This window comes from Arthrobacter burdickii, from assembly GCF_030433645.1.
In the GTDB taxonomy this organism is placed as follows: domain Bacteria; phylum Actinomycetota; class Actinomycetes; order Actinomycetales; family Micrococcaceae; genus Arthrobacter_D; species Arthrobacter_D burdickii.
Map to the genome: position 1 here is coordinate 2,394,042 of NZ_JAROCG010000001.1, position 20,957 is coordinate 2,414,998.

Genomic DNA, 20,957 nt, shown 5'->3' on the forward strand with positions numbered 1-20,957 from the left:
GGCAAGCGGCGCTGTGATAGTTTTGACGGTGCAACCAGCCTTTAAATTCCGTCCAGTGAGGCGGGGAAGGAGGAAGCGTGTTATGACTGTGCCTGCCCCGGAATCCGGCATCCACAAGCGCGTTGTTCTCGCAGAAGCAGATATAGACCGGGCGCTCACGCGCATCGCCCACGAGATCCTCGAGGCGAACAAGGGTTCCCGCGATCTCGTCCTCCTCGGCATCCCGCGCAGGGGTTTCCCCCTGGCCCGCCGGCTCGCCCAGAAGATCGCCGCCGTCGACGAGACCGTCGACCCCGACCTCATCACCGGCCAGCTCGACGTCACCATGTACCGGGACGACCTGCGCCGCAACCCCACCCGTTCGCCGCTCGCCACGCAGCTGCCGCCGTCGGGCATCGACGACAAGGTCGTGGTGCTCGTCGACGACGTCCTGTACTCGGGACGCACCATCCGCGCAGCCCTCGACGCCCTCGCGGACCTCGGACGGCCGCGGATCGTGCGCCTCGCCGTCCTCGTGGACCGGGGCCACCGCGAACTCCCGATCCGCGCCGACCACGTCGGCAAGAACCTCCCCACGTCGTCGCGGGAACGTGTCCGGGTCCACCTGGCGGAGATCGACCTGATCGGCGGCTCCGCGGTGAACGAGGTCGTCATCGAGGACCGCCCGTGAAGCACCTGCTCAGCACCCAGGACCTCTCGGCGAGGAACGCCCTGCGCCTGCTGGACGTCGCCGAGGAGATGGCGGCCGTGGGGGAGCGCGAGATCAAGAAGCTCCCCGCCCTGCGCGGACGCACCGTGGTGAACCTCTTCTTCGAGGACTCCACGCGCACGCGCATCTCGTTCGAGGCCGCCGCGAAGCGCCTGTCCGCCGATGTGATCAACTTCGCGGCGAAGGGCTCGTCGGTGTCCAAGGGCGAGTCCCTGAAGGACACCGCGCAGACCCTCGAGGCAATGAGCGCCGACGCCGTGGTGATCCGCCACCCGGCGTCCGGTGCGCCGGCCCGGCTCGCCGCGTCGGGCTGGATCGATGCCGCTGTCGTCAACGCCGGCGACGGCACCCACGAGCACCCCACGCAGGCCCTGCTCGACGCCTTCACGCTCCGGCGGCACTGGGCGCAGCTCGGCGGCAGTCCCTCGGCGGGCAGCACCCTCGCCGGCATGAAGGTCCTGATCGTCGGCGACGTCCTCCACTCGCGGGTGGCCCGCTCCAACGTGTGGCTCCTGACCACGCTCGGCGCGGAGGTCCTCCTCGCGGGTCCGCCCACGCTGCTCCCGGTGGGCGTCGGTTCCTGGCCGTGCACGGTGTACTACAACCTCGACGACGCCCTCGCGCAGCGGCCCGACGCCGTGATGATGCTGCGCCTCCAGGCCGAACGCATGAACGCGGCGTTCTTCCCCTCGACCCGCGAGTACTCGCGACGCTGGGGATTCGACGACGGGCGCCTCGCCCTGCTCGACACGATGGGCCTCGACGACACCGTGATCATGCACCCCGGCCCCATGAACCGCGGGCTCGAGATCTCCTCGGCCGCTGCCGACTCACCCCGCTCCACCGTCCTCGCCCAGGTCCGCAACGGCGTCTCCGTGCGCATGGCGGCGCTCTACCTGCTGCTCTCGGGTGACCAGCACGACGAGCCGGACGACGACCTGCAGGACCGCCAGCCTGCCACGACACCGGAAGGCCGTACCCCGTGACGACGAACACCAGCGACTCCACCCGCTCCACCTCCGAATACCTCATCCGGAACGCCTCGATCCTGGGCGGCGCCCAGCAGGACCTCCTCGTCCGCGACGGCATCATCGCCGCCGTCGGGCAGGCCGCCGCGGCGGAGGCCTCCGAGGGAGCCGTTCCGATCGAGGCCGACGGCCTCGTCGCGCTGCCCGGCATGGTGGACCTCCACACCCACCTCCGCGAGCCGGGCCGGGAGGACGCCGAGACGGTCGAGACCGGCTCCCGGGCCGCGGCGCTGGGCGGCTTCACCGCGGTCCACGCCATGGCCAACAGCTCGCCCGTGGCCGACACTGCAGGCGTCGTCGAGCAGGTGTACCGCCTGGGCCTCGCGTCCGGCTGGGTCGAGGTGCGTCCCGTGGGCGCCGTGACCGTGGGCCTGGGCGGTGAACGCCTCGCCGAGCTCGGTGCCATGGCGGAGTCCCGGGCATCCGTCCGCGTGTTCTCCGACGACGGCATCTGCGTCTCCGACCCCGTCCTGATGCGCCGGGCCCTGGAATACGTCAAGGCCTTCGGCGGCGTCATCGCCCAGCACGCCCAGGAGCCCCGGCTCACGGAGGGCGCCCAGATGAACGAGGGCGAGGTCTCGGCCGTCCTCGGACTCACGGGCTGGCCGGCCGTCGCCGAGGAGAGCATCATCGCCCGCGACGTCCTGCTGGCCCAGCACGTCGGGTCCCGGCTGCACGTCTGTCACGTCTCCACCGCCGGGTCGGTCGAGATCATCCGCTGGGCCAAGGCCCGCGGGATCGACGTGACGGCCGAGGTCACGCCGCACCACCTCCTGCTGACCGACGAACTGGTCCGCAGCTACGACCCCGTGTACAAGGTCAACCCGCCGCTGCGCACGTCCGACGACGTGCACGCCCTGCGCGCGGCCCTCGCCGACGGCACGATCGACGTCGTCGGGACCGACCACGCGCCCCACCCGAGCGAACACAAGGAATGCGAGTGGGCGCAGGCCGCGATGGGCATGACGGGGCTGGAGACCGCGCTGTCCGTCGTGCAGCACACCATGGTGGAGACCGGCCTGCTCGACTGGGAGGGCTTCGCCCGCGTCACCTCCACGACGCCGGCCCGCATCGGCCGCCTCGCGCACCAGGGCCGACCCCTGGCGGCCGGCGAGCCCGCCAACCTGATCCTCGTCGACCCGGCCGCGCGCTGGACGGTGGATCCGTCCACCATGGCCACCAAGGGGCGCAACAGCCCGTTCCGGGGGCTCGAGCTGCCCGGCAGCGTGCGGGCGACCTTCTACGGCGGACACCCGACGGTCCTCGACGGACGCCTCGCCTCGCCCCGCCGTACGGCGCCGATCGCGGAGGAGGCCCCGGCATGGAATACCTAGGCTGGATCGCGCTGACCCTCGGCATCATCGTCGGAATCGTCGCGCTCATGGCGCTCGGGTGGCGCAACCGGCTGCGCCGCCAGGCCGACGTCCCCGCACCACCCGACGCGCCCGCCGACCCGGGTCCCGTCCTCTACGAGGCCGAGGGCCAGTACGTCGCGACGACCACCGCGGCGGACTGGCTCGACCGTATCGCGGTGCACGGGCTCGGCCTCCGCGGCAACGCCGTCACCGCCGTACACCCCGACGGCGTCGTGATCACCCGCACGGGTGCACGGACCGTCTTCATCCCCCGTGCGGACCTCGTCTCGGTCCAGCTCGCCAGCGGCATGACCGGCAAGTTCGTCGAGAAGGAGGGACTCGTCGTCATCACCTGGCGCCTGGGCCCCGGCCGCGTCGACACCGGCTTCCGCACACGCCACCCCGCATCCAAGGCCCAGCTCGTCGCCGCCGTCGCGGCGCTCGTGCCGGCCGAACCCACCCCCCGAACCCCACCGAAACCCGAAGGCAGGGAACAGCTGTGAGCAACGTCCAATCCAAGGCACCCGCGGTGCTCGTCCTCGAGGACGGCCGGACCTTCCGCGGCCGGGCCTACGGAGCCGAGGGCACCGCCCTCGGAGAAGCCGTCTTCGCCACCGGCATGACCGGCTACCAGGAGACCATCACCGATCCCTCGTACGCCCGCCAGCTCGTCGTCCAGACCGCGCCCCACATCGGCAACACCGGGGTCAACGCCGACGACGCCGAGTCGCGGCGCATCTGGGTCGCCGGGTACATCATCCGCGACGCCGCCCGCCGCCCGTCGAACTGGCGGTCCGAGCAGAGCCTCGACGAGCAGCTGCGCGAGCAGGGCGTCGTCGGCATCGAGGGCGTCGACACCCGCGCCGTCACCCGCCACCTCCGCGAACGCGGCGCCATGCGCGCCGGCATCTTCTCCGGGGCCGACGCGGCCCTGACCGAGGGGCAGCTGCTCGAGCAGGTCCTCGCCCAGCCGTCCATGGCAGGCGCCCGCCTCGCCGAGGAGGTCAGCATCGATGAGGCGTACGTCGTCGAGCCCGCCGACCATGGCTGGACCGACGAGCCCGTCGCCACCATCGCGGCGCTGGACCTCGGCATCAAGGCCATGACGCCCAAGCACTTCGCCCAGCGCGGCGTGCGCACCGTCGTCCTGCCTGCCGGGGCGACCTTCGAGGACGTCGTGGCCGCACAGCCGGACGGCGTGTTCATGTCCAACGGCCCGGGCGACCCGGCGACCGCCGACGCCCAGGTGGACCTCCTGCGCCGCGTGCTCGACAAACGGATGCCGTTCTTCGGCATCTGCTTCGGGAACCAGATCCTGGGCCGCGCCCTCGGCTTCGGCACCTACAAGCTCCGCTACGGCCACCGCGGCATCAACCAGCCGGTCCTCGACCGCCGTACCGACAAGGTCGAGATCACCTCGCACAACCACGGGTTCGCCGTCGACGCCCCGCTCGGCGGCCCGGTCGAAGCACCCGCCGGCCGCTACGGGCGCGTCGAGGTGAGCCACGTCAACCTCAACGACGACGTCGTCGAGGGACTCGCCTGCCTGGACATCCCGGCGTTCTCGGTCCAGTACCACCCCGAAGCGGCCGCGGGTCCCCACGACTCCGCGTACCTCTTCGACCGCTTCGTCGACCTCATGCAGGCCGAGAAGCACGGGGCAGGCGACGCCCGCGCGGCTTCCCTCCTCGACGCGTCCTCCGAGTCGGACGCGCTGGCCCGTGCGGCCTCGGCAGAACTGGGGACCCACGGGTCCAAGGTCTCGGGCACGCAGTCCCGGCACAGCACGACATCATTGAGCAGCACAACGCAGGAAGAGAACTGATGCCCCGCAGAACCGACCTCAAGAGCGTCCTGGTCATCGGCTCCGGGCCGATCGTCATCGGGCAGGCCGCCGAATTCGACTACTCGGGCACCCAGGCGCTGCGCGTCCTGCGCGAGGAGGGCCTGCGGGTCATCCTCGTGAACTCGAACCCCGCGACGATCATGACGGACCCCGAGTTCGCGGACGCGACCTACGTGGAGCCGATCACGCCCGACGTCGTCGCGAAGATCATCGAGAAGGAACGCCCCGACGCGCTGCTCCCGACCCTCGGCGGCCAGACGGCGCTGAACACGGCGATCGCCCTCGACAAGAACGGCGTGCTGGACAAGTTCGGCGTCGAGCTGATCGGCGCGAACATCGCCGCCATCGAGCTCGGCGAGGACCGCGAGAAGTTCAAGGGCGTCGTCGAGCGCTGCGGCGCCGAGTCCGCCCGGTCCGCCATCATCCACTCGATCGACGAGGCCCTCGTGGCCGCCGAGGACCTGGGCTACCCGATGGTCGTCCGCCCCTCCTTCACCATGGGCGGCCTCGGCTCCGGCCTCGCGTACACCGAGCAGGACCTGCGCCGCATCGTCGGCCAGGGCCTGCAGTACAGCCCCACGAGCGAGGTCCTCCTCGAGGAGAGCATCCTCGGGTGGAAGGAGTACGAGCTCGAGATGATGCGCGACAAGAACGACAACGTCGTGGTCGTCTGCTCCATCGAGAACTTCGATCCCGTGGGCGTCCATACGGGCGACTCCATCACCGTGGCCCCGGCCCTGACCCTGACCGACCGCGAGTACCAGCGCCTGCGCGACATCTCCATCGCCGTCATCCGCGAGGTCGGCGTCGACACGGGCGGCTGCAACATCCAGTTCGCCGTCGAGCCGGACACCGGGCGCGTCGTCGTCATCGAGATGAACCCCCGCGTGTCGCGGTCCTCGGCGCTGGCGTCGAAGGCCACGGGCTTCGCGATCGCCAAGATCGCCACGAAGCTCTCCCTCGGCTACACGCTCGACGAGATCCCGAACGACATCACGCTGAAGACCCCCGCCTCGTTCGAGCCGACCCTCGACTACGTGGTGGTCAAGGTCCCGCGGTTCGCCTTCGAGAAGTTCCCCGCGGCCGACCCCACGCTGACCACCACCATGAAGTCCGTCGGCGAGGCCATGGCCATGGGCCGCAACTTCACCGAGGCGCTCCAGAAGGCACTGCGCTCGCTCGAGCAGAAGGGCTCGCAGCTGTCCTTCGCGCCGGTCGCGGCGGAGGAGGTCGACGCCCTCGTCGAGGCGGCGAAGCGCCCCACCACGGAGCGCCTCTCGCAGGTGCAGCGCGCGCTGCTCGGCGGGGCGAGCGTCGAGCGCCTGTACGAGGCCACCGGGATCGACCCGTGGTTCCTCGACCAGCTGGTCCTGCTCAACGAGGTGGCCGAGGAGGTGCGCTCGGCGCCGAACCTGACCGAGGAGGTGCTGCGCCACGCCAAGCGCCACGGCTTCTCGGACGAGCAGATCGGGCTGCTGACCTCCACGCCCGACGCCGTCGTGCGCGGCGTCCGCCACGCCCTGGGCATCCGCCCGGTCTTCAAGACGGTGGACACGTGTGCCGCCGAGTTCGCCGCCTACACGCCGTACCACTACTCGTCCTACGACGAGGAGGACGAGGTGGAGCCGCACGAGAAGCCCTCGATCATCATCCTCGGCTCCGGCCCGAACAGGATCGGCCAGGGCATCGAGTTCGACTACTCGTGCGTCCACGCCACCATGGCGCTGCGCGAGGCAGGCCACGAGACGGTCATGATCAACTGCAACCCCGAGACGGTCTCCACCGACTACGACATCTCGACGCGCCTGTACTTCGAACCGCTGACCCTCGAGGACGTCCTGGAGGTCATCGCGGCCGAGGAGCGCACCGGTGGCGTACTCGGCGTGTTCGTGCAGCTCGGCGGCCAGACACCGCTGAAGCTGGCCCAGGAACTGGCCGACGCCGGCATCCCGATCCTCGGTACCTCGCCGGAGGCGATCGACCTCGCCGAGCACCGCGGCGCCTTCAGCCGCGTGCTCGACGCCGGCGGCCTCATCGCCCCGAAGAACGGCACCGCGGTGTCCTTCGAGGACGCCAAGAAGATCGCCGACGAGATCGGGTACCCCGTCCTCGTCCGGCCGTCCTACGTGCTCGGCGGCCGCGGCATGGAGATCGTCTACGACGAGGCGAACCTCTCGCGCTACATCACGAACGCCACGGAGATCACCGAGGCCCACCCCGTCCTGATCGACCGCTTCCTCGAGGACGCCATCGAGATCGACGTCGACGCCCTGTACGACGGGACGGAGATGTACCTCGGCGGCATCATGGAGCACATCGAGGAGGCCGGCATCCACTCCGGCGACTCCGCGTGCGTGCTGCCGCCCATCACCCTGGGCGCCGATGTCCTGCAGCGTGTCCGCGAGGCGACCCTCGCCATCGCGGCGGGTGTGGGCGTGCGGGGCCTCATCAACATCCAGTTCGCCCTCGCCTCGGACGTGCTCTACGTCCTCGAAGCCAACCCGCGGGCCTCGCGCACCGTGCCTTTCGTCTCGAAGGCCACCGGCGTGCAGCTCGCCAAGGGCGCGGCGCTCATCGGCACCGGCGTCACCATCGCGGAGCTCCGGGGCAAGCACGGACTGCTCCCCGCGAAGGGTGACGGCGGCTCCCTGCCGCTGGACGCACCGGTGTCCGTCAAGGAAGCCGTCCTGCCGTTCAGCCGGTTCCGCACCCCGGAGGGCACCGTGGTCGACTCGCTGCTCGGCCCCGAGATGCGCTCCACGGGTGAGGTCATGGGGATCGACAAGTACTTCGACACGGCCTTCGCGAAGAGCCAGGCCGCCGCCAACGCGGCCCTGCCGATCGAGGGCAAGGTCTTCGTGTCCGTCGCGAACCGGGACAAGCGCTCCATCATCATGCCGGTCAAGCGGCTCGTGGACCTCGGCTTCGAGATCGTCTCCACCGGCGGCACGGCGGACGTGCTCCGGCGCAACGGCATCCAGGCGACCACGGTCCGCAAGGTCGCGGAGGGCGCGGGCGCCTCCGGCGAGGGCACCGTCGTCGACCTCATCACCGAGGGCGGGATCGACATGATCATCAACACGCCCTCGGGCGGGCAGGCACGCGGTGACGGCTACGAGATCCGCGCCGCGGCCACCTCCTACGGGTTGCCGGTCATCACGACCATCCCCGAGGTGGGAGCAGCCGTGCAGGCGATCGAGGCCATGCGCTCCTACGAGTGGTCGGTGACGAGCCTCCAGGAACACGCCGCCAACCTGCGCGCGTCGACCGAAGCCCGCGATGCCTCCTGAGGCCGGTGCCGCCGCGTCCCGTGCCCCCTTCGGGGAGCGGCTCGCGGCGGCGCGCGCGGCGAAGGGCAGCCTGTGTGTCGGGATCGACCCGCATCCTGCGCTGCTGGGTGCCTGGGGACTGGACGACTCCCCCTCGGGTCTCGAGCGGTTCTCGCTCGCGGTGCTCGACGCCGTCGGGCCCGTCGCGGCAGCCGTGAAGCCCCAGGTGGCGCTGTACGAGCGGCACGGTGCGCGGGGGCTGGCGGTCCTCGAGGCCCTGCTGGCGCACGCCGCGGAGGCCGGGGTCCTGACGATCGCCGATGCCAAGCGCGGCGACATCGGCTCGACGATGCAGGCGTATGCGGAGGCGTGGCTGGGGGAGGGACGGCCCCTGGCCGCCGACGCCGTGACGCTCAACCCGTACCTCGGGTTCGAGTCCCTCCGGCCTGCGATCGATCTCGCCGCCGCGACCGGCCGGGGCGTCTTCGTCCTCGCGCTCACGTCGAATCCTGAGGGCCGATCGGTGCAGCACGTCGGAGGGGACGCGTCCGTGGCGCGGTCCATCGCGCATGCTGCCGCCGCCGAGAATGCCGGGTCGGCACCCGGGCACGTGGGACTCGTCGTCGGGGCGACCATCGGCGACGCCGCCCAGCGGCTCGGCCTGGGCCTCGCCTCGCTCAACGGTCCCATCCTCGCCCCCGGCGTGGGAGCGCAGGGTGCGGGGCCGGAGGAACTCGGTGCCGCGTTCGGGGACGCCCTGCCGTTCGTCCTGCCGACGTCGAGCCGTGCCATCCTCGCGGCCGGACCCGCTCCAGGGAACCTGCGGGCAGCGGCGGAGCGGACGCGCGACGAGCTGGCGTAGGTCGCAGTGATTCCGGGGAGGGCGCATTGATTTCGGAGGCGTACGCCGGGTAGGTTCGGTTCGGGACCCGACCCATCCACCCCATCGATACGACGAGCGGCCGCCGCCCTATCAGGTGCCGTCAAGCGCAGGGAGCACCAGTGAGTCTGAAGCCATTGACGGATGTCGAACGAACACGGGCGCGGGAGAAGGCGACGGCAGCGCGCGCGGTTCGGGCGGACATCAAGTCCCGACTGAAGACCGGTAAGCTTTCGGTGGCGGAAGTGATCGAGAATCCCGACGGCGACGACGCCGTGGGCCGCCTCAAGGTCCTGGATCTCCTCAAGGCCCTGCCCGGCGTAGGGGACGTACGGGCGGCCGCCATCATGGCAGAGGTCGGTATCGCCGCGACGCGCCGCGTCCGCGGACTCGGCATCCATCAGCGCAGGTTACTCGTCGAGTACCTCGGACACCATTCTGGCTCGGCCAGTAAGTAAGGAAGCGTCAGTGTTCCAGCCCCGGTTGACAGTCCTGGCCGGCCCGACCGCGGTCGGCAAGGGAACTGTCTCGACCTACATCCGGGACAACTACCCGGAGGTGTGGCTCTCCGTCTCAGCGACCACCCGCCCTCCCCGCCCGGGCGAGGTCCATGGCGTGCACTACTTCTTCGTCTCCCCGGAGGAGTTCGACCAGCTCATCGAGGACGGGCAGCTGCTGGAGTGGGCCCTGGTCCATGGCCGCAACCGCTACGGCACCCTGCGCAGCACCGTGCAGGCCGCGATGGACGAGGGCCGCACCGTGCTGCTGGAGATCGATCTGCAGGGCGCGCGCCAGGTCAAGGAGAGCATGCCGGAGGCTAATTTCGTCTTTTTGGCACCGCCCAGCTGGGACGAGATGGTGCGCCGGCTCGTGGGCCGCGGCACCGAAACCCCGGAGGAACAGCAGCAGCGGCTGGAAACAGCTAAACTGGAACTTGCCGCCGAGCCGGAATTCAACCACACCGTCGTCAACGACACCGTGGAGCATGCGGCAGACGAGCTCGTATCACTGATGGGACTGCGTCCGCTGCAGCGCTGACAAGCCCTGCACCAGCCGTTCCACCTAATATTTGGAGAATCTGTGTCAACTCAGCCCGAAGGCATCATCAACCCGCCGATCGACTCTCTGCTGGAGGCCTCGGACTCGAAGTACGCCCTCGTGATCTACGGTGCCAAGCGCGCCCGCCAGATCAACGCGTACTACTCGCAGCTGCACGAGGGGCTCTTCGAGTACGTCGGCCCCCTGGTCGACACGAAGCTGAACGAGAAGCCGCTCTCCATCGCGCTGCGCGAGATCAACGAGGGCATGCTCGTGTCCACGCCGATGGAACAGTCCGAGTAGTCCCGCCGGTCGGGCAGGACACGGACAACCGGTGCGGATAGTACTTGGTGTCGGAGGAGGGATCGCAGCCTACAAGGCAGCATCCCTCCTCCGTCTTTTCACGGAGTCGGGGCATGACGTCACCGTCATCCCCACGGACGCGGCGACGCGCTTCGTCGGCACCGCCACCTGGGAGGCCCTCTCGGGCAACCCGGTGAGCAACAGCGTCTGGGACGACGTCGACAAGGTGAACCACGTACGGCTCGGCCACGAGGCCGACCTCATCGTCGTCGCCCCCGCCACCGCCGACGTCCTGGCCCGCGCTGCCGCCGGGCTCGCCAACGACCTGCTGACCGGCACCCTCCTCATGGCGCACGGTCCCGTCTTCCTGGCACCCGCCATGCACACCGAGATGTGGCAGCACGCCGCCACGAGGGCGAATGTCGAGACCCTCCGCTCCCGCGGCGTCACGATCATGGAGCCCGCATCCGGGCGCCTCACCGGCTCGGACTCCGGCCCCGGCCGGCTGCCGGAACCGGCCGACATCTTCGACGCGGCGATGGACGCCGTCGCGCGGTCCTCGGGGTCCGGGGCCCTGCAGGGAAAGCGCGTCACCATCTCCGCGGGAGGCACGCGCGAGGCCCTCGACCCGGTACGCTTCCTCGGCAACCGATCGTCCGGCAAGCAGGGCATGGCCCTCGCCGAGGCGGCCCTCGCCCGGGGAGCCGACGTGACCCTGGTCCTCGCGCATGCGGAGGTGGCACCGCCCCGCGGCTGCGACGTCGTCCGGGTCGAATCAGCCCTCCAGCTGCGCGAGGCCGTCCTCGCGGCGCTCCCGGCCACCGACATCCTCGTGATGGCCGCTGCAGTCGCCGACTTCCGTCCCGCCGAGGTCGTCGCCACCAAGATCAAGAAGAACGACGACGGCACCGACCCGGTGATCACTCTCGTCCGCAACCCGGACGTCCTCCGTGAGGCCGTGCTGGCCCGGCGGGATCACGGGAACCCCCCCGTCATCGCGGGATTCGCCGCCGAGACCGGGGATGCCACGGCAGACCCCCTCTCGCATGCCCGCGCCAAGCTCGCGCGGAAGGGCTGTGATTTCCTCGTGCTGAACGTCGTCGGCTCGGACCGGGTCTTCGGCGAGGACTCGAACGAGGTCACCATCCTCGATGCCGACGGCAGCGAGTCGGCTGCGGTGCGGGGATCGAAGCGGGCCGTCGCGGATGCCGTGCTCGACCACGCCGCGCAGCTCCTGTCCCGCTGAGGCAGGTCCGCCGGCGGGTCTCGGCGGGCCTCCGCCCAACGCCCGTCCGAAGTTCAACCGGTGTCCGTACGGAGTTCAACGGGTGTCCGTCCGGCAGCCGCGGGGACCGTCGGGCCGCGTAGCATCCGGCCGGACTGTCCCTCCGACCAAGTAGAGTGGGCACGTGAATTCACCCCGCACTGATTCCCCCCTGCGCCTTTTCACCTCGGAGTCGGTCACCGAGGGCCATCCGGACAAGATCTGCGACCAGATCAGCGACGCGATCCTCGACGGCCTCCTGGAGCAGGATCCCGACTCCCGCGTGGCGGTCGAGACGCTCGTCACCACCGGACTGGTGCATGTCGCGGGTGAGGTGACCACGGAGGCGTACGTCGAGATCCCGGACATCGTCCGCAAGACGATCCTCGGCATCGGCTACGACTCCTCGGCGAACGGTTTCGACGGCGCCCGGTGCGGCGTGTCGGTGTCCATCGGCCAGCAGTCCGCGGAGATCGCCTCGGGCGTGTTCACCTCGCTGGAGACCCGCGAGGGCACCGGCGTCGATCCCTTCGACGCCCAGGGTGCCGGCGACCAGGGGATCATGTTCGGCTACGCGAGCGACGAGACCGCGGTCATGATGCCGGCGCCCATCTGGCTGTCCCACCGCCTGTCGGAACGACTCACCGCTGTCCGCAAGGACGGCACCCTCCCGTACCTCCGGCCCGACGGCAAGACCCAGGTCACCATCGGGTACGACGGCGACCAGCCGGTCTCGATCGACTCCGTCGTCATCTCGTCGCAGCACTCCTCCGACGTGTCCCTCGAGCAGCTCAGGGCGGACCTCGCCGACCACGTCATCGCGCCGGTCCTCGCGGATTCCGACCTCGACACGTCCTCCGTCCGGCACATCCTCAATCCGGGCGGCGCGTTCGTGATCGGCGGCCCCGTAGGAGATGCCGGACTGACGGGCCGCAAGATCATCGTGGACACGTACGGAGGAATGGCCCGGCACGGTGGTGGAGCCTTCAGCGGCAAGGACCCCTCGAAGGTGGACCGTTCGGCCGCCTACGCCATGCGCTGGGTCGCGAAGAACGTGGTCGCGGCCGGTCTTGCACGCCGCGCCGAGATCCAGATCGCCTACGCCATCGGCATGGCCCAGCCCGTCGGCATCTATGTCGAGACCTTCGGTACCGAGACGGTCGACCCACTCGCCATCGGAACCGCCATCCGCGAGGTCTTCGACCTCCGCCCTCTCGGCATCATCACCGCGCTCGACCTCAAGCGGCCCATCTACCAGCGCACCGCCGCCCACGGCCACTTCGGCCGCGAGGAGGAGGGCTTCACCTGGGAGCGCACCGACCGCGTGGACAAGCTCCGAAGCTACTTCAACGCCTGAGCGGGAAGGGGACAGCGCGCGGCGCAGGCTGCCGGACGCTTCAGCATGACGGAGACGACGCGGGACACGATCGGGACGGACGGCCAGCTGTCGCTGCTGCACGGCTTCGGGCCCGCGAAGCTGCCACAGACCGATCCCGAGCGGGCGTCGACGCGTCCCGTGGCCCGGGTGGTCCTCGACGCGCAGCTACCCCATCTCGACCGGTTCTTCGACTACGCGGTGCCCGCCGCGATGGACGCCGAGGCGCAACCCGGGGTGCGGGTCAAGGTGCGGTTCGCCGGACGCGAGCACACGGGGTTCCTCGCCGAACGGGTCGATGAGGCGAGCACCACGGCCACGCTCCTGCCCCTGGGCAAGGTCGTGTCCCCCCAGCGGGTCCTGACGCCCGAGGTCCTGGCCCTCGCGACGGCCATCGCGGCGCGCTCGGTCGGAACGGTGAGCGACGTCCTGCGGCTGGCCGTCCCGCCGCGCATGGCCCGTGTCGAGGACGAGTTCCCTCCGGGAACCGCTCCGGCCGTCGCTCCGGCCGGCGATCCGGCCGGCGATCCGGCGGTCGATCCGGCGGTCGATCCAGGCGCAGCGAGGCCGGCACAGCCGGCCTCCGGTATCTTCCGGCGCTACTCCAACGGGCCGGCCTACCTGCAGCACCTGCGTGCGGGGGAATCACCGCGCGCGGTCCTCACGAGCCTCGGCGGCTTCGGCAGCACGGCGTGGACGGAGGAGATCGCCGAGGCCGTCGCCGAGACGGCTGCCTCGGGCCGCGGCTCCATCGTCGTCGTCCCCGACCAGCGAGACCTCGCGCGCATCGAAACCGCGCTCGTGGCGCGCCTCGGCCCGACCGCCGTGGCCCGCCTCACGGGGGAGGACGGGGCGACGCCCCGGTACCGCAGCTTCCTGCGGATCCTGCACGGGTCGGCGACGGTCGCCGTCGGGACCCGTTCGGCCGCCTACGCGCCCGTGCGGGACCTGGGACTGGTGTGCCTGTGGGACGACGGCGACGACCAGCATCTCGAGCAGCGAGCACCGTACCAGCACGTCCGCGACGTGCTGCTGTTGCGGGCCGAGCAGGAGGGCGCCGCCGTCCTGCTCTCCTCCTTCTCCCGCAGCACGGAGGCGCAGCGGCTCGTCGACACCGGCTGGGCCCACGCCGTCCAGGCCGATCGTGCCGAGGTGCGCCGGGCGACACCGCGGGTCGTCCACGCCGCCGACGCGTACCAGATGGAACGCGACCCGCTGGCTGCCCAGGCCCGGATACCCCACGCGGCCTGGGCGGCGGCGCAGGCCGGGCTGAAGCACGGGCCCGTCCTGCTGCAGGTGGCCCGCACCGGATTCTCGCCGTCCCTGGCCTGTGACCGGTGCCGTCACGCTGCGCGGTGTTCCTCCTGCGCCGGGCCGCTGGCCCAGCCGAGCCGGAATGCTCCGCCGGCCTGCCGCTGGTGCGGGCGGCCCGAGACCTCCTGGTCCTGTCCCGAATGCGGCGGGGTCCGGGTCCGCGCAACCGTCGCGGGTGCTACCCGGACCGCCGAGGAACTGGGGCGGGCCTTCCCCGGCGTGCCGGTCGTGTCCTCCGCGGGCGAGCACATCGTCGATGCCGTCCGGGACGTGCCCGCCGTCGTCGTCGCGACACCCGGCGCCGAGCCCGTGGCACCCAACGGCTACGCGGCCGTCATCCTGCTCGACGGGAACGCCCTGCTCAGCCGTGAGTCCCTGCGCGCCGGGGAGGACGCCCTGCGGCGCTGGTTCTCGGCGGCCATCCTGGCGCGCCCGTCCACCGCAGGGGGCACCGTGGTCATCACGGGCGACGACGACGTCGCGGTGGGCCACCTCGTGCGCTGGGATCCCGCCGGCGCGGCGGCGCGGGAACTCCTGGAGCGGCAGCACCTCGGCCTGCCTCCCGCCGTCCGGTATGCCGTGCTGACGGGGACCCGCGAGGCCCTGACGTACTTCCTCGAAGGAGTCGAGACGGAGGGCGCCCGCGTCGTCGGGCCCGCGCCCGTCCCGCCGGACATCCGCCGGGAGGCGATGCGGGCGGCACGTGCAGCAGCGGACCCGAAGGACACCGGACGGTCGGGCGCTGCGGCCCCGGACGCACTCGCCGGGCAGGGAAGCCACCGCGTCCTCCTGTTCTTCCCTTACCGGGCAGCAGCCGGCATGACACGGCAGCTGCGGGCCCGCCGCGCCACCCTGTCCGCGAAACGGACGGGAGAGCCGGTCCACATCCGGCTCGATGCGCTCGACGTGCTCTAGCCGACGGCTCGTCGTGTTCTAGCCGGCCGCGCGCACCGGGATAGCTGCGCCGGGATCACCGCAACGTCTCCTCAGCCTGCGTCAGTCAGCCGTCTGCGCCAGTGACTGCGTCCGTTCCCGTGCTCGTGTCGGTTGCCCGCCGCGCGGTCCCGCGATTGAGCGCCAGATGCCCTCCCAGGAATCCCGCACCGGCCACGACCGCGTTACCCGCCAGGCCGAGCCCCATGCCCAGGGCATGACGGTCGCGGATCCGGGCGATCAGGGAACCGAGGAGGAGGAAGATGGCGATGTCGGTGCCCAGTGCGTGAACCGCGCCGATCCGACGCTCTGCGCCCGTCATCCCCGCCCAGTCATCGGCGCCGGAGAGCGCCGTCGGTACCGACGCCGCCAGCCCTGCTCCGACCAGGAGCGTGGCGCTTGAGCGTCCGCCGACCTCTCCGGCCACGTCGAGGATGGACGCGCTCAGCCAGCACCCGAGCGTCACGTCGGTGAGCAGGGGATGCACCGAGTGGCCGAGGATGCCCGTATGGAACGGGCTGTGCCCTGCCCACTTCAGCAGCGGGCCGTACAGAACCTCCTGGGCGACCGCGACCCGCTCCGACAGGGGATCCTCTCCCACGGAGTGCGCGACACGCTGCGGCAGTGACGGTTCCATGGTCATGGACGGTACGCCGGTGCCGTGCGGCTGTATAGAGCGTAGTGACGGATGGCGCCTGTCAGGGAGCGGGCACGGTCCGCCACCCGCCGGAATCGATCTCGACGATGATCGGCGCGGTGCCTGCGGTGCCCCGCGTCCGCAGTGCCTGGGCGATGTCGGCCGGTGGTGCGGCGACAACGAAGGCCTCGCCGCGGTACAGGTCGGCCGTCTCCTCCACGAGGGCGACGACGGCGTCGGGACCGCGTGCCTCGAACCGGCCCGCAAGCTGCAGGCGCGCCAGCCATGAAGGCGGAGCGGCGTCGTTGTCGAGCAGGATCGCCGTGGCCGGGCACTGGAGGTCGGTCACGTCAGGCCCGCCGTCGCGCATGCTCGGCGACGGCCCGCTCGCACGCGAGCCGGAGCTGCCGTGCCGATGCGGCCCACGAGTAGGCGGACGCCCGCTCGAGCCCGGCTCGGGACGCCTCGGCCCACCGGTCCGGCTCCTCCAGGGTGCGCACCATGGCGGCCACCGCCGACGGGTCGTCCGGGTCGACGTACAGCGCGGCGGTGCCGCCGACCTCGCGGAAGATGGGGATGTCGCTGGCGATCACCGGGGTGCCCGTCGCCATCGCCTCGATGATCGGCAGGCCGTACCCTTCCGCCTTCGACAGGGTGACCAGCGCGGTCGAGCCGTGCAGCAGGTCCTCGTACTCGGCGTCGGTCACGCCGCCGTGGAAGACGACGCGGTCCGCTCCGGGAGCGAGGGCCTCGAGCTCCCCGCGGCGTTCCGGGGTGATGCGGCTCAGCAGGTGGAGCATGTGCCCGGGCAGGGCGGCCATGGCGCGGACGAGTGTCTCGACGTTCTTGTAGGGCATGAAGGAGCCCATGTAGAGCAGCGACGCCGACCGCGGCGCCTCCGGATCACGACGGCGCTCCGTCGGCTGCGGCGCATTGCCCACGAGCAGGACCGGCCGGCGTGTCAGCCGGTGCCGGCGGATGAGGTCCGCCGTCGTGCTGGAGATGGTGGCGACGACGTCCGCGCGGTCGAGGAGGAGGCGCTGGGGCCAGTAGGCGAGGTGGTAGAGCCGCCAGAGCAGGCGCACGGGGAGTGGGAGGAACGACGGCGGCGTCGGGTTCTGGTAGTAAATGAGGTCGTGCAGGGTGAGGACGAGCGGATACCTGCGGCCCCAGGACCCCATGGTCTGCATGGGGCATACGACGACGTCGGGTTCGAGGGGGTTGATGCGCCGGGCGACGAACAATTCCGCGGGGGAGAGGGGACTGTTGATGCGCACGTGCGGCACGTCCGGCAGGAGGGCGAGCTGCCGGCGGTCGCTGATGAGCATCACGATGTCGTCCGTCTCGGCGAGCGCGGCGATCAGGCTGGCCCCGTAACGGCTGATGCCGTCGTGGTGGTCGGTGCGCGTGAAGCGCGCGTCGAACAGGATCCTCATGCAGGCGCGTCCTTCAGGCAGTTCTCCAGGAAGTCCTCCAGCAGCAGCGCTGCCTCGCGCGGCTTCTCGTAGTGGACGAGGTGGCCGACGTCGGGGATGATCTCCAGGGTCGCGTGCGGGATGAGCGCTGCCAACTCCCGCTGGCCGGCGACCGACCCGATGTCGTCGTTCTCCGCGGCAAGAAGCAGGACCGGCATCGTCAGCTCCCGGGCACGATCCCGGACGGTGCCCGAGATGGACGCCCGGAACGCCTCCAGCACTACGCGCCGGCCGGCGAACGAGCTGAAGTAGGCGTCGTGCTGCCCATGGATCCAGCGCCGCAGGTTCCTGTCCTTCGTCTTGGCCATGAAGATGCTCATACCCCGCACGATCGCGGGATTCGACAGGAGCGCCCGCCCGGCGGCTTCCGGCAGGCGGTCCGCGGTGACGTAGTAGCCCTCCGCCAGCCGGGATGCGGCCCGGCTGGGCCCCTCGAGGGCGGGAGCACTGATGGGATTGACGAGGACCAGGATCCCGACGAGGTCCGGGTCCAGGGCGGCGGCCTCGGCAGCGACGATCGACCCGAAGGAATGCCCGAGCAGGACGCGCGGTTCCGGGACGAGTCTCCGGGTGACGTCCCGAATGAAGCGGGCGTAGGTGGCGACATCGTGCGTGCCGCTCAGTTCCTGGCCCTGCCCGAACCCCGGCAGGTCCGGCAGGAGGACCCGGTGCCCGGGTAGTTCCTCGACCAGGCGCAGCAACCCGTGGTGGTCCCCCCGGAACCCGTGCACCATGACGATGGTCGCGCCGTGCGGAAGGCGCGGACGTTCGTTCGGTCCGCCGGCGGAATAGTCGGCGGAATGGTCGGCGGGGTAGTCCCAGACCCGCTGGAGCGTCCCCTCCCAGGGGATGCTGCGGACGACGGCGTGGCGCATCAGCCCACCCGGTCCGGGTGCGAGCCGAACCGCTGGTCCCGGTCCAGTGCGTCGAGTGCCGCGAGGTGCGTGTCCGTGAGGACGAACCCGAAGATGTCGAGGTTGGAGCTGATGCGCTCGCGGGAGCTCGCCTTCGGGATCGTGAGGATGCCGTGCTGCAGGTGCCACCGCAGGATCACCTGCGCCGGCGTCCGCCCGAGCTCGGCCGCGATGCGTCCGACGACGGGGTCCTGCAGCACGTTGCCGCGTCCGAGGGGACTCCACGCCTGCGTGGCGATGCCGTGCCGTTCGTGGAACGAGCGCAGGTCGTGCTGCTGCAGGTACGGGTGCAGCTCGATCTGGTTGAGGACGGGGACGACGCCGGTCTCGACCAGCAGGCGCTCCAGGTGCGGCCGCTGGAAGTTGGAGACCCCGATGGACCGGACACGTCCTTCCGCCTGGAGCCGCCCGAGGGCACGCCAGGTCTCGACGTACAGGTCTCTCGACGGGCACGGCCAGTGGATGAGGTAGAGGTCCAGCCGGTCGAGGCCCAGCAGGTCCATCGATGCGTCGAACGCGCGCAGCGTGGCGTCATGGCCGTGGTCGTCGTTCCAGACCTTCGACGTGACGAACAGGTCCTCCCGGTCGCCGGTCTCGAGGTAGGCCCGCGCGGCTTCGCCCACGCCGGCTTCGTTGCCATAGAGGGCCGCCGTGTCGAGGAGCCGGTAGCCGGCGTCGAGCGCCGTCGAACAGAGGTGCGCGGTGTCCGCGGGGGGGACCTTGTAGACGCCGTACCCGACGACGTCGATCGGGGTGCCGTCGGCGAGAGCGACGCGGGGGACTGAAAAGCTCATGGGGGAACTCTACCGAGATCGGCCCGGGCAGGGCCTGCGCCCGGTGGGCCCTGCGTCGGTCAGCGGGGATCGAGCCCGTCGAAGATGAGCTCGAGCCCGTACTCGAATTCGTCCGCGAAGTCGTAGCCGGGCTGCATCACGATCCCGGTGGCGATCTCCATCACCCATGGGTACTGCCCGCCCGAGAACTGCTCCATGATCGGTGCCGCGACGTCGGCCACCGAGTCGGCGCCGCTGAGCGGCAGGGCCACCTCCTGCAGCGCGAAGCCGTAGATGTAGCTGTCGAGCAGTGCATAGGCGTGGGCCGTCGCGCGGAGGGTGAAACCGGCGCTGCGCAGGGTGCCGAGCGTCGCATCATGGTGCCGCAGGGTCGCCGGGCCGGGATGGGTCCGCGATTCGAGCAACCCCACCGCCCAGGGGCGGCGACTCAGCACCTCCCGCATTGAGCGGGCACGGACGAGCATCTCCTCCCGCCAGGGATTGCCGATCACCGGAAGGTGGACCTCGCCGAAGACCAGGTCCACGATGCCGTCGAGGATCTGCTCCTTGTTGGCCACGTAGTAGTAGAGGCTCATGGGCCTGCTGCCCAGCTCCTGGGCGAGCGTGCGGATCGTCAGGCCGGCGATACCCTCGCGGTCGGCCAGTGTGAGCGCGCACCGCAGGACGCGCTCCCGGGACAGGGGGATGCGTTCGTCGGTTCCCGTGCGTGCGGCCATCGCGGCGCCTCCTCGGCCTAGTGTTTTCGTACACTGTACGATAATCTGCTCGCGCGGGTTCCGCACCGTGCGGCCCCGGAAAGGCAGTCATGCAGGAACGGCTCGGGAGGACGACGGCGGGTACCGGGACCATGAGGGCGGTGCTGCAGGATGCCTACGGCAGGGCTGAGGTGCTGCACCCGGGCGATGTGCCGGTGCCAGGGATCGCGGCGGACGAGGTGCTGGTCCAGGTGCACGCCGCCGGGCTCGACCGGGGGGTGTGGCACACGATGACGGGACTGCCGTACCTCGGGAGGCTGGCCTTCGGGCTGCGCGAGCCGAGGAATCCCGTGCCCGGCATGGACGTTGCGGGTGTCGTCGTCGCAGTCGGTGCCCGTGTCTCGCGCTTCGGCGTCGGCGACGAGGTGCTCGGCGTCGGTCGCGGCACCTTCGCGGAATACGCCACGGCGAAGGAGGGAGCCCTCGTGCACAAGCCCGCCGTGCTGTCCTTCGTCGAGGCCGCCGCGCTGCCGGTCTCCGGCGTCACGGCGATGAAGGCGCTGCATGACGCCGGTCGGGTCGGCGAGGGCCAGCACGTGGCGATCCTCGGGGCCTCGGGTGGTGTCGGCAGTTTCGCGGTGCAGCTCGCCAGGGCGGCAGGAGCGCAGGTCACGGCGGTCTGCAGCGGCGCCAAGGGCGAGTACGTGCGCGCACTGGGTGCCCACCACGTCATCGACTACGCGGCGCAGGACTTCGCGCACGGCGGTGCCGCGTTCGACCTCATCCTCGATATCGGCGGCACCCCCTCGGTGGCCCACCTGCGCCGTGCGCTCGCGCCGGACGGCACGGCGGTGATCGTCGGCGGTGAGGGCGGAGGGACCCTGACCGGCGGCCTGCACCGACAGATCGGAGCCGTGGCGCTGTCCCCGTTCGTTCGCCAGAGGCTGGCCATGGTCTTCGCCGTGGTGCGCGCGGAGGCGCTCGAGCGGCTCGTACTCCTGATCGAAGCCGGCTCCGTCGTGCCGAGCGTCGACCGCGCCTTCCCGCTGGCGAGGGCTGCGGAGGCAATGGATTACCTCGAGTCGGGCGCCGTCCGCGGCAAGGTGGTCCTCACGGTGTAGCCGCGCG

At 71.0% G+C, this 20,957-nt stretch carries 20 protein-coding genes; 14 read left to right on the top strand and 6 right to left on the bottom strand.

Annotation, left to right across the window (positions count from 1 at the left end; all coding sequences use genetic code 11):
• Window positions 1-82 precede the first annotated feature (82 nt).
• The 13 genes from pyrR to P5G52_RS11225 all read left to right on the top strand — a co-directional run bounded on the left by pyrR (window position 83) and on the right by P5G52_RS11225 (window position 15,296).
• Window positions 83-670: a bifunctional pyr operon transcriptional regulator/uracil phosphoribosyltransferase PyrR gene (gene pyrR / locus P5G52_RS11165; protein ID WP_301227375.1), complete on the top strand. Its 588-nt coding sequence runs from the start codon at window positions 83-85 to the stop codon at window positions 668-670.
• Window positions 667-1,695 carry an aspartate carbamoyltransferase catalytic subunit gene (locus P5G52_RS11170; RefSeq protein ID WP_301227377.1) on the top strand — a complete coding sequence of 343 codons (1,029 nt, stop codon included), beginning with the start codon at window positions 667-669 and terminating at the stop codon, window positions 1,693-1,695. The genes pyrR and P5G52_RS11170 overlap by 4 nt, the downstream gene beginning before the upstream one ends.
• Window positions 1,692-3,071: a dihydroorotase gene (locus tag P5G52_RS11175; RefSeq protein WP_301227379.1), complete on the top strand. Its 1,380-nt coding sequence runs from the start codon at window positions 1,692-1,694 to the stop codon at window positions 3,069-3,071. Before P5G52_RS11170 ends, P5G52_RS11175 begins: the two co-directional genes overlap by 4 nt.
• Window positions 3,059-3,595, top strand: a complete 537-nt coding sequence (locus tag P5G52_RS11180) for a PH-like domain-containing protein (protein WP_301227381.1) — start codon at window positions 3,059-3,061, stop codon at window positions 3,593-3,595. Before P5G52_RS11175 ends, P5G52_RS11180 begins: the two co-directional genes overlap by 13 nt.
• A complete protein-coding gene (gene carA, locus P5G52_RS11185) occupies window positions 3,592-4,917 on the top strand; it encodes a glutamine-hydrolyzing carbamoyl-phosphate synthase small subunit (protein WP_301227383.1) in 1,326 nt (441 codons plus the stop codon). Before P5G52_RS11180 ends, carA begins: the two co-directional genes overlap by 4 nt.
• Window positions 4,917-8,228 carry a carbamoyl-phosphate synthase large subunit gene (gene carB, locus P5G52_RS11190; RefSeq protein WP_301227385.1) on the top strand — a complete coding sequence of 1,104 codons (3,312 nt, stop codon included), beginning with the start codon at window positions 4,917-4,919 and terminating at the stop codon, window positions 8,226-8,228. Before carA ends, carB begins: the two co-directional genes overlap by 1 nt.
• Window positions 8,218-9,069: an orotidine-5'-phosphate decarboxylase gene (gene pyrF / locus P5G52_RS11195; protein ID WP_301227387.1), complete on the top strand. Its 852-nt coding sequence runs from the start codon at window positions 8,218-8,220 to the stop codon at window positions 9,067-9,069. The genes carB and pyrF overlap by 11 nt, the downstream gene beginning before the upstream one ends.
• 140 nt (window positions 9,070-9,209) lie before the next feature.
• Entirely contained in the window at window positions 9,210-9,545 is a 336-nt protein-coding gene (gene mihF / locus P5G52_RS11200; RefSeq protein WP_301227389.1) for an integration host factor, actinobacterial type, read from the top strand.
• Window positions 9,546-9,555: 10 nt separating this feature from the next.
• Window positions 9,556-10,125 (top strand): guanylate kinase, encoded by a 570-nt coding sequence (gene gmk / locus P5G52_RS11205; RefSeq protein ID WP_301227391.1) that lies wholly within the window; start codon window positions 9,556-9,558, stop codon window positions 10,123-10,125.
• A gap of 42 nt (window positions 10,126-10,167) precedes the next feature.
• Window positions 10,168-10,428: a DNA-directed RNA polymerase subunit omega gene (rpoZ, locus tag P5G52_RS11210; protein ID WP_087025955.1), complete on the top strand. Its 261-nt coding sequence runs from the start codon at window positions 10,168-10,170 to the stop codon at window positions 10,426-10,428.
• Between the two features lie 31 nt (window positions 10,429-10,459).
• Entirely contained in the window at window positions 10,460-11,674 is a 1,215-nt protein-coding gene (coaBC, locus tag P5G52_RS11215; protein WP_301227393.1) for a bifunctional phosphopantothenoylcysteine decarboxylase/phosphopantothenate--cysteine ligase CoaBC, read from the top strand.
• A gap of 163 nt (window positions 11,675-11,837) precedes the next feature.
• Window positions 11,838-13,049 (top strand): methionine adenosyltransferase, encoded by a 1,212-nt coding sequence (metK, locus tag P5G52_RS11220; protein WP_301227395.1) that lies wholly within the window; start codon window positions 11,838-11,840, stop codon window positions 13,047-13,049.
• A gap of 45 nt (window positions 13,050-13,094) precedes the next feature.
• Window positions 13,095-15,296 (top strand): primosomal protein N', encoded by a 2,202-nt coding sequence (locus tag P5G52_RS11225; RefSeq protein WP_301227396.1) that lies wholly within the window; start codon window positions 13,095-13,097, stop codon window positions 15,294-15,296.
• Between the two features lie 85 nt (window positions 15,297-15,381).
• On the opposite strand, the gene P5G52_RS11230 is transcribed toward P5G52_RS11225, so the two are convergent.
• From P5G52_RS11230 to P5G52_RS11255, 6 genes are all read right to left on the bottom strand, one after another.
• A complete protein-coding gene (locus P5G52_RS11230) occupies window positions 15,382-15,951 on the bottom strand; it encodes a DUF2231 domain-containing protein (protein ID WP_301227397.1) in 570 nt (189 codons plus the stop codon).
• Between the two features lie 61 nt (window positions 15,952-16,012).
• Complete coding sequence (locus P5G52_RS11235) at window positions 16,013-16,300, bottom strand: hypothetical protein (RefSeq protein WP_301227399.1); 288 nt, start codon at window positions 16,298-16,300, stop codon at window positions 16,013-16,015.
• A 1-nt stretch (window position 16,301) separates the two neighbouring features.
• The gene (locus P5G52_RS11240) at window positions 16,302-17,387 is read right to left on the bottom strand and encodes a glycosyltransferase family 4 protein (protein ID WP_301227401.1); all 1,086 of its coding nucleotides are present in this window, start codon (window positions 17,385-17,387) and stop codon (window positions 16,302-16,304) included.
• Window positions 17,384-18,301 (bottom strand): alpha/beta fold hydrolase, encoded by a 918-nt coding sequence (locus tag P5G52_RS11245; protein ID WP_301227403.1) that lies wholly within the window; start codon window positions 18,299-18,301, stop codon window positions 17,384-17,386. Before P5G52_RS11245 ends, P5G52_RS11240 begins: the two co-directional genes overlap by 4 nt.
• Window positions 18,301-19,134 (bottom strand): aldo/keto reductase, encoded by an 834-nt coding sequence (locus tag P5G52_RS11250; protein ID WP_301227405.1) that lies wholly within the window; start codon window positions 19,132-19,134, stop codon window positions 18,301-18,303. Before P5G52_RS11250 ends, P5G52_RS11245 begins: the two co-directional genes overlap by 1 nt.
• A gap of 59 nt (window positions 19,135-19,193) precedes the next feature.
• Entirely contained in the window at window positions 19,194-19,850 is a 657-nt protein-coding gene (locus P5G52_RS11255; RefSeq protein ID WP_301227407.1) for a TetR/AcrR family transcriptional regulator, read from the bottom strand.
• Window positions 19,851-19,939: 89 nt separating this feature from the next.
• Here P5G52_RS11255 and P5G52_RS11260 point away from each other — a divergent pair, with 89 nt between their 5' ends.
• Window positions 19,940-20,950, top strand: a complete 1,011-nt coding sequence (locus P5G52_RS11260; protein ID WP_301227409.1) for an NAD(P)-dependent alcohol dehydrogenase — start codon at window positions 19,940-19,942, stop codon at window positions 20,948-20,950.
• Window positions 20,951-20,957 lie beyond the last annotated feature (7 nt).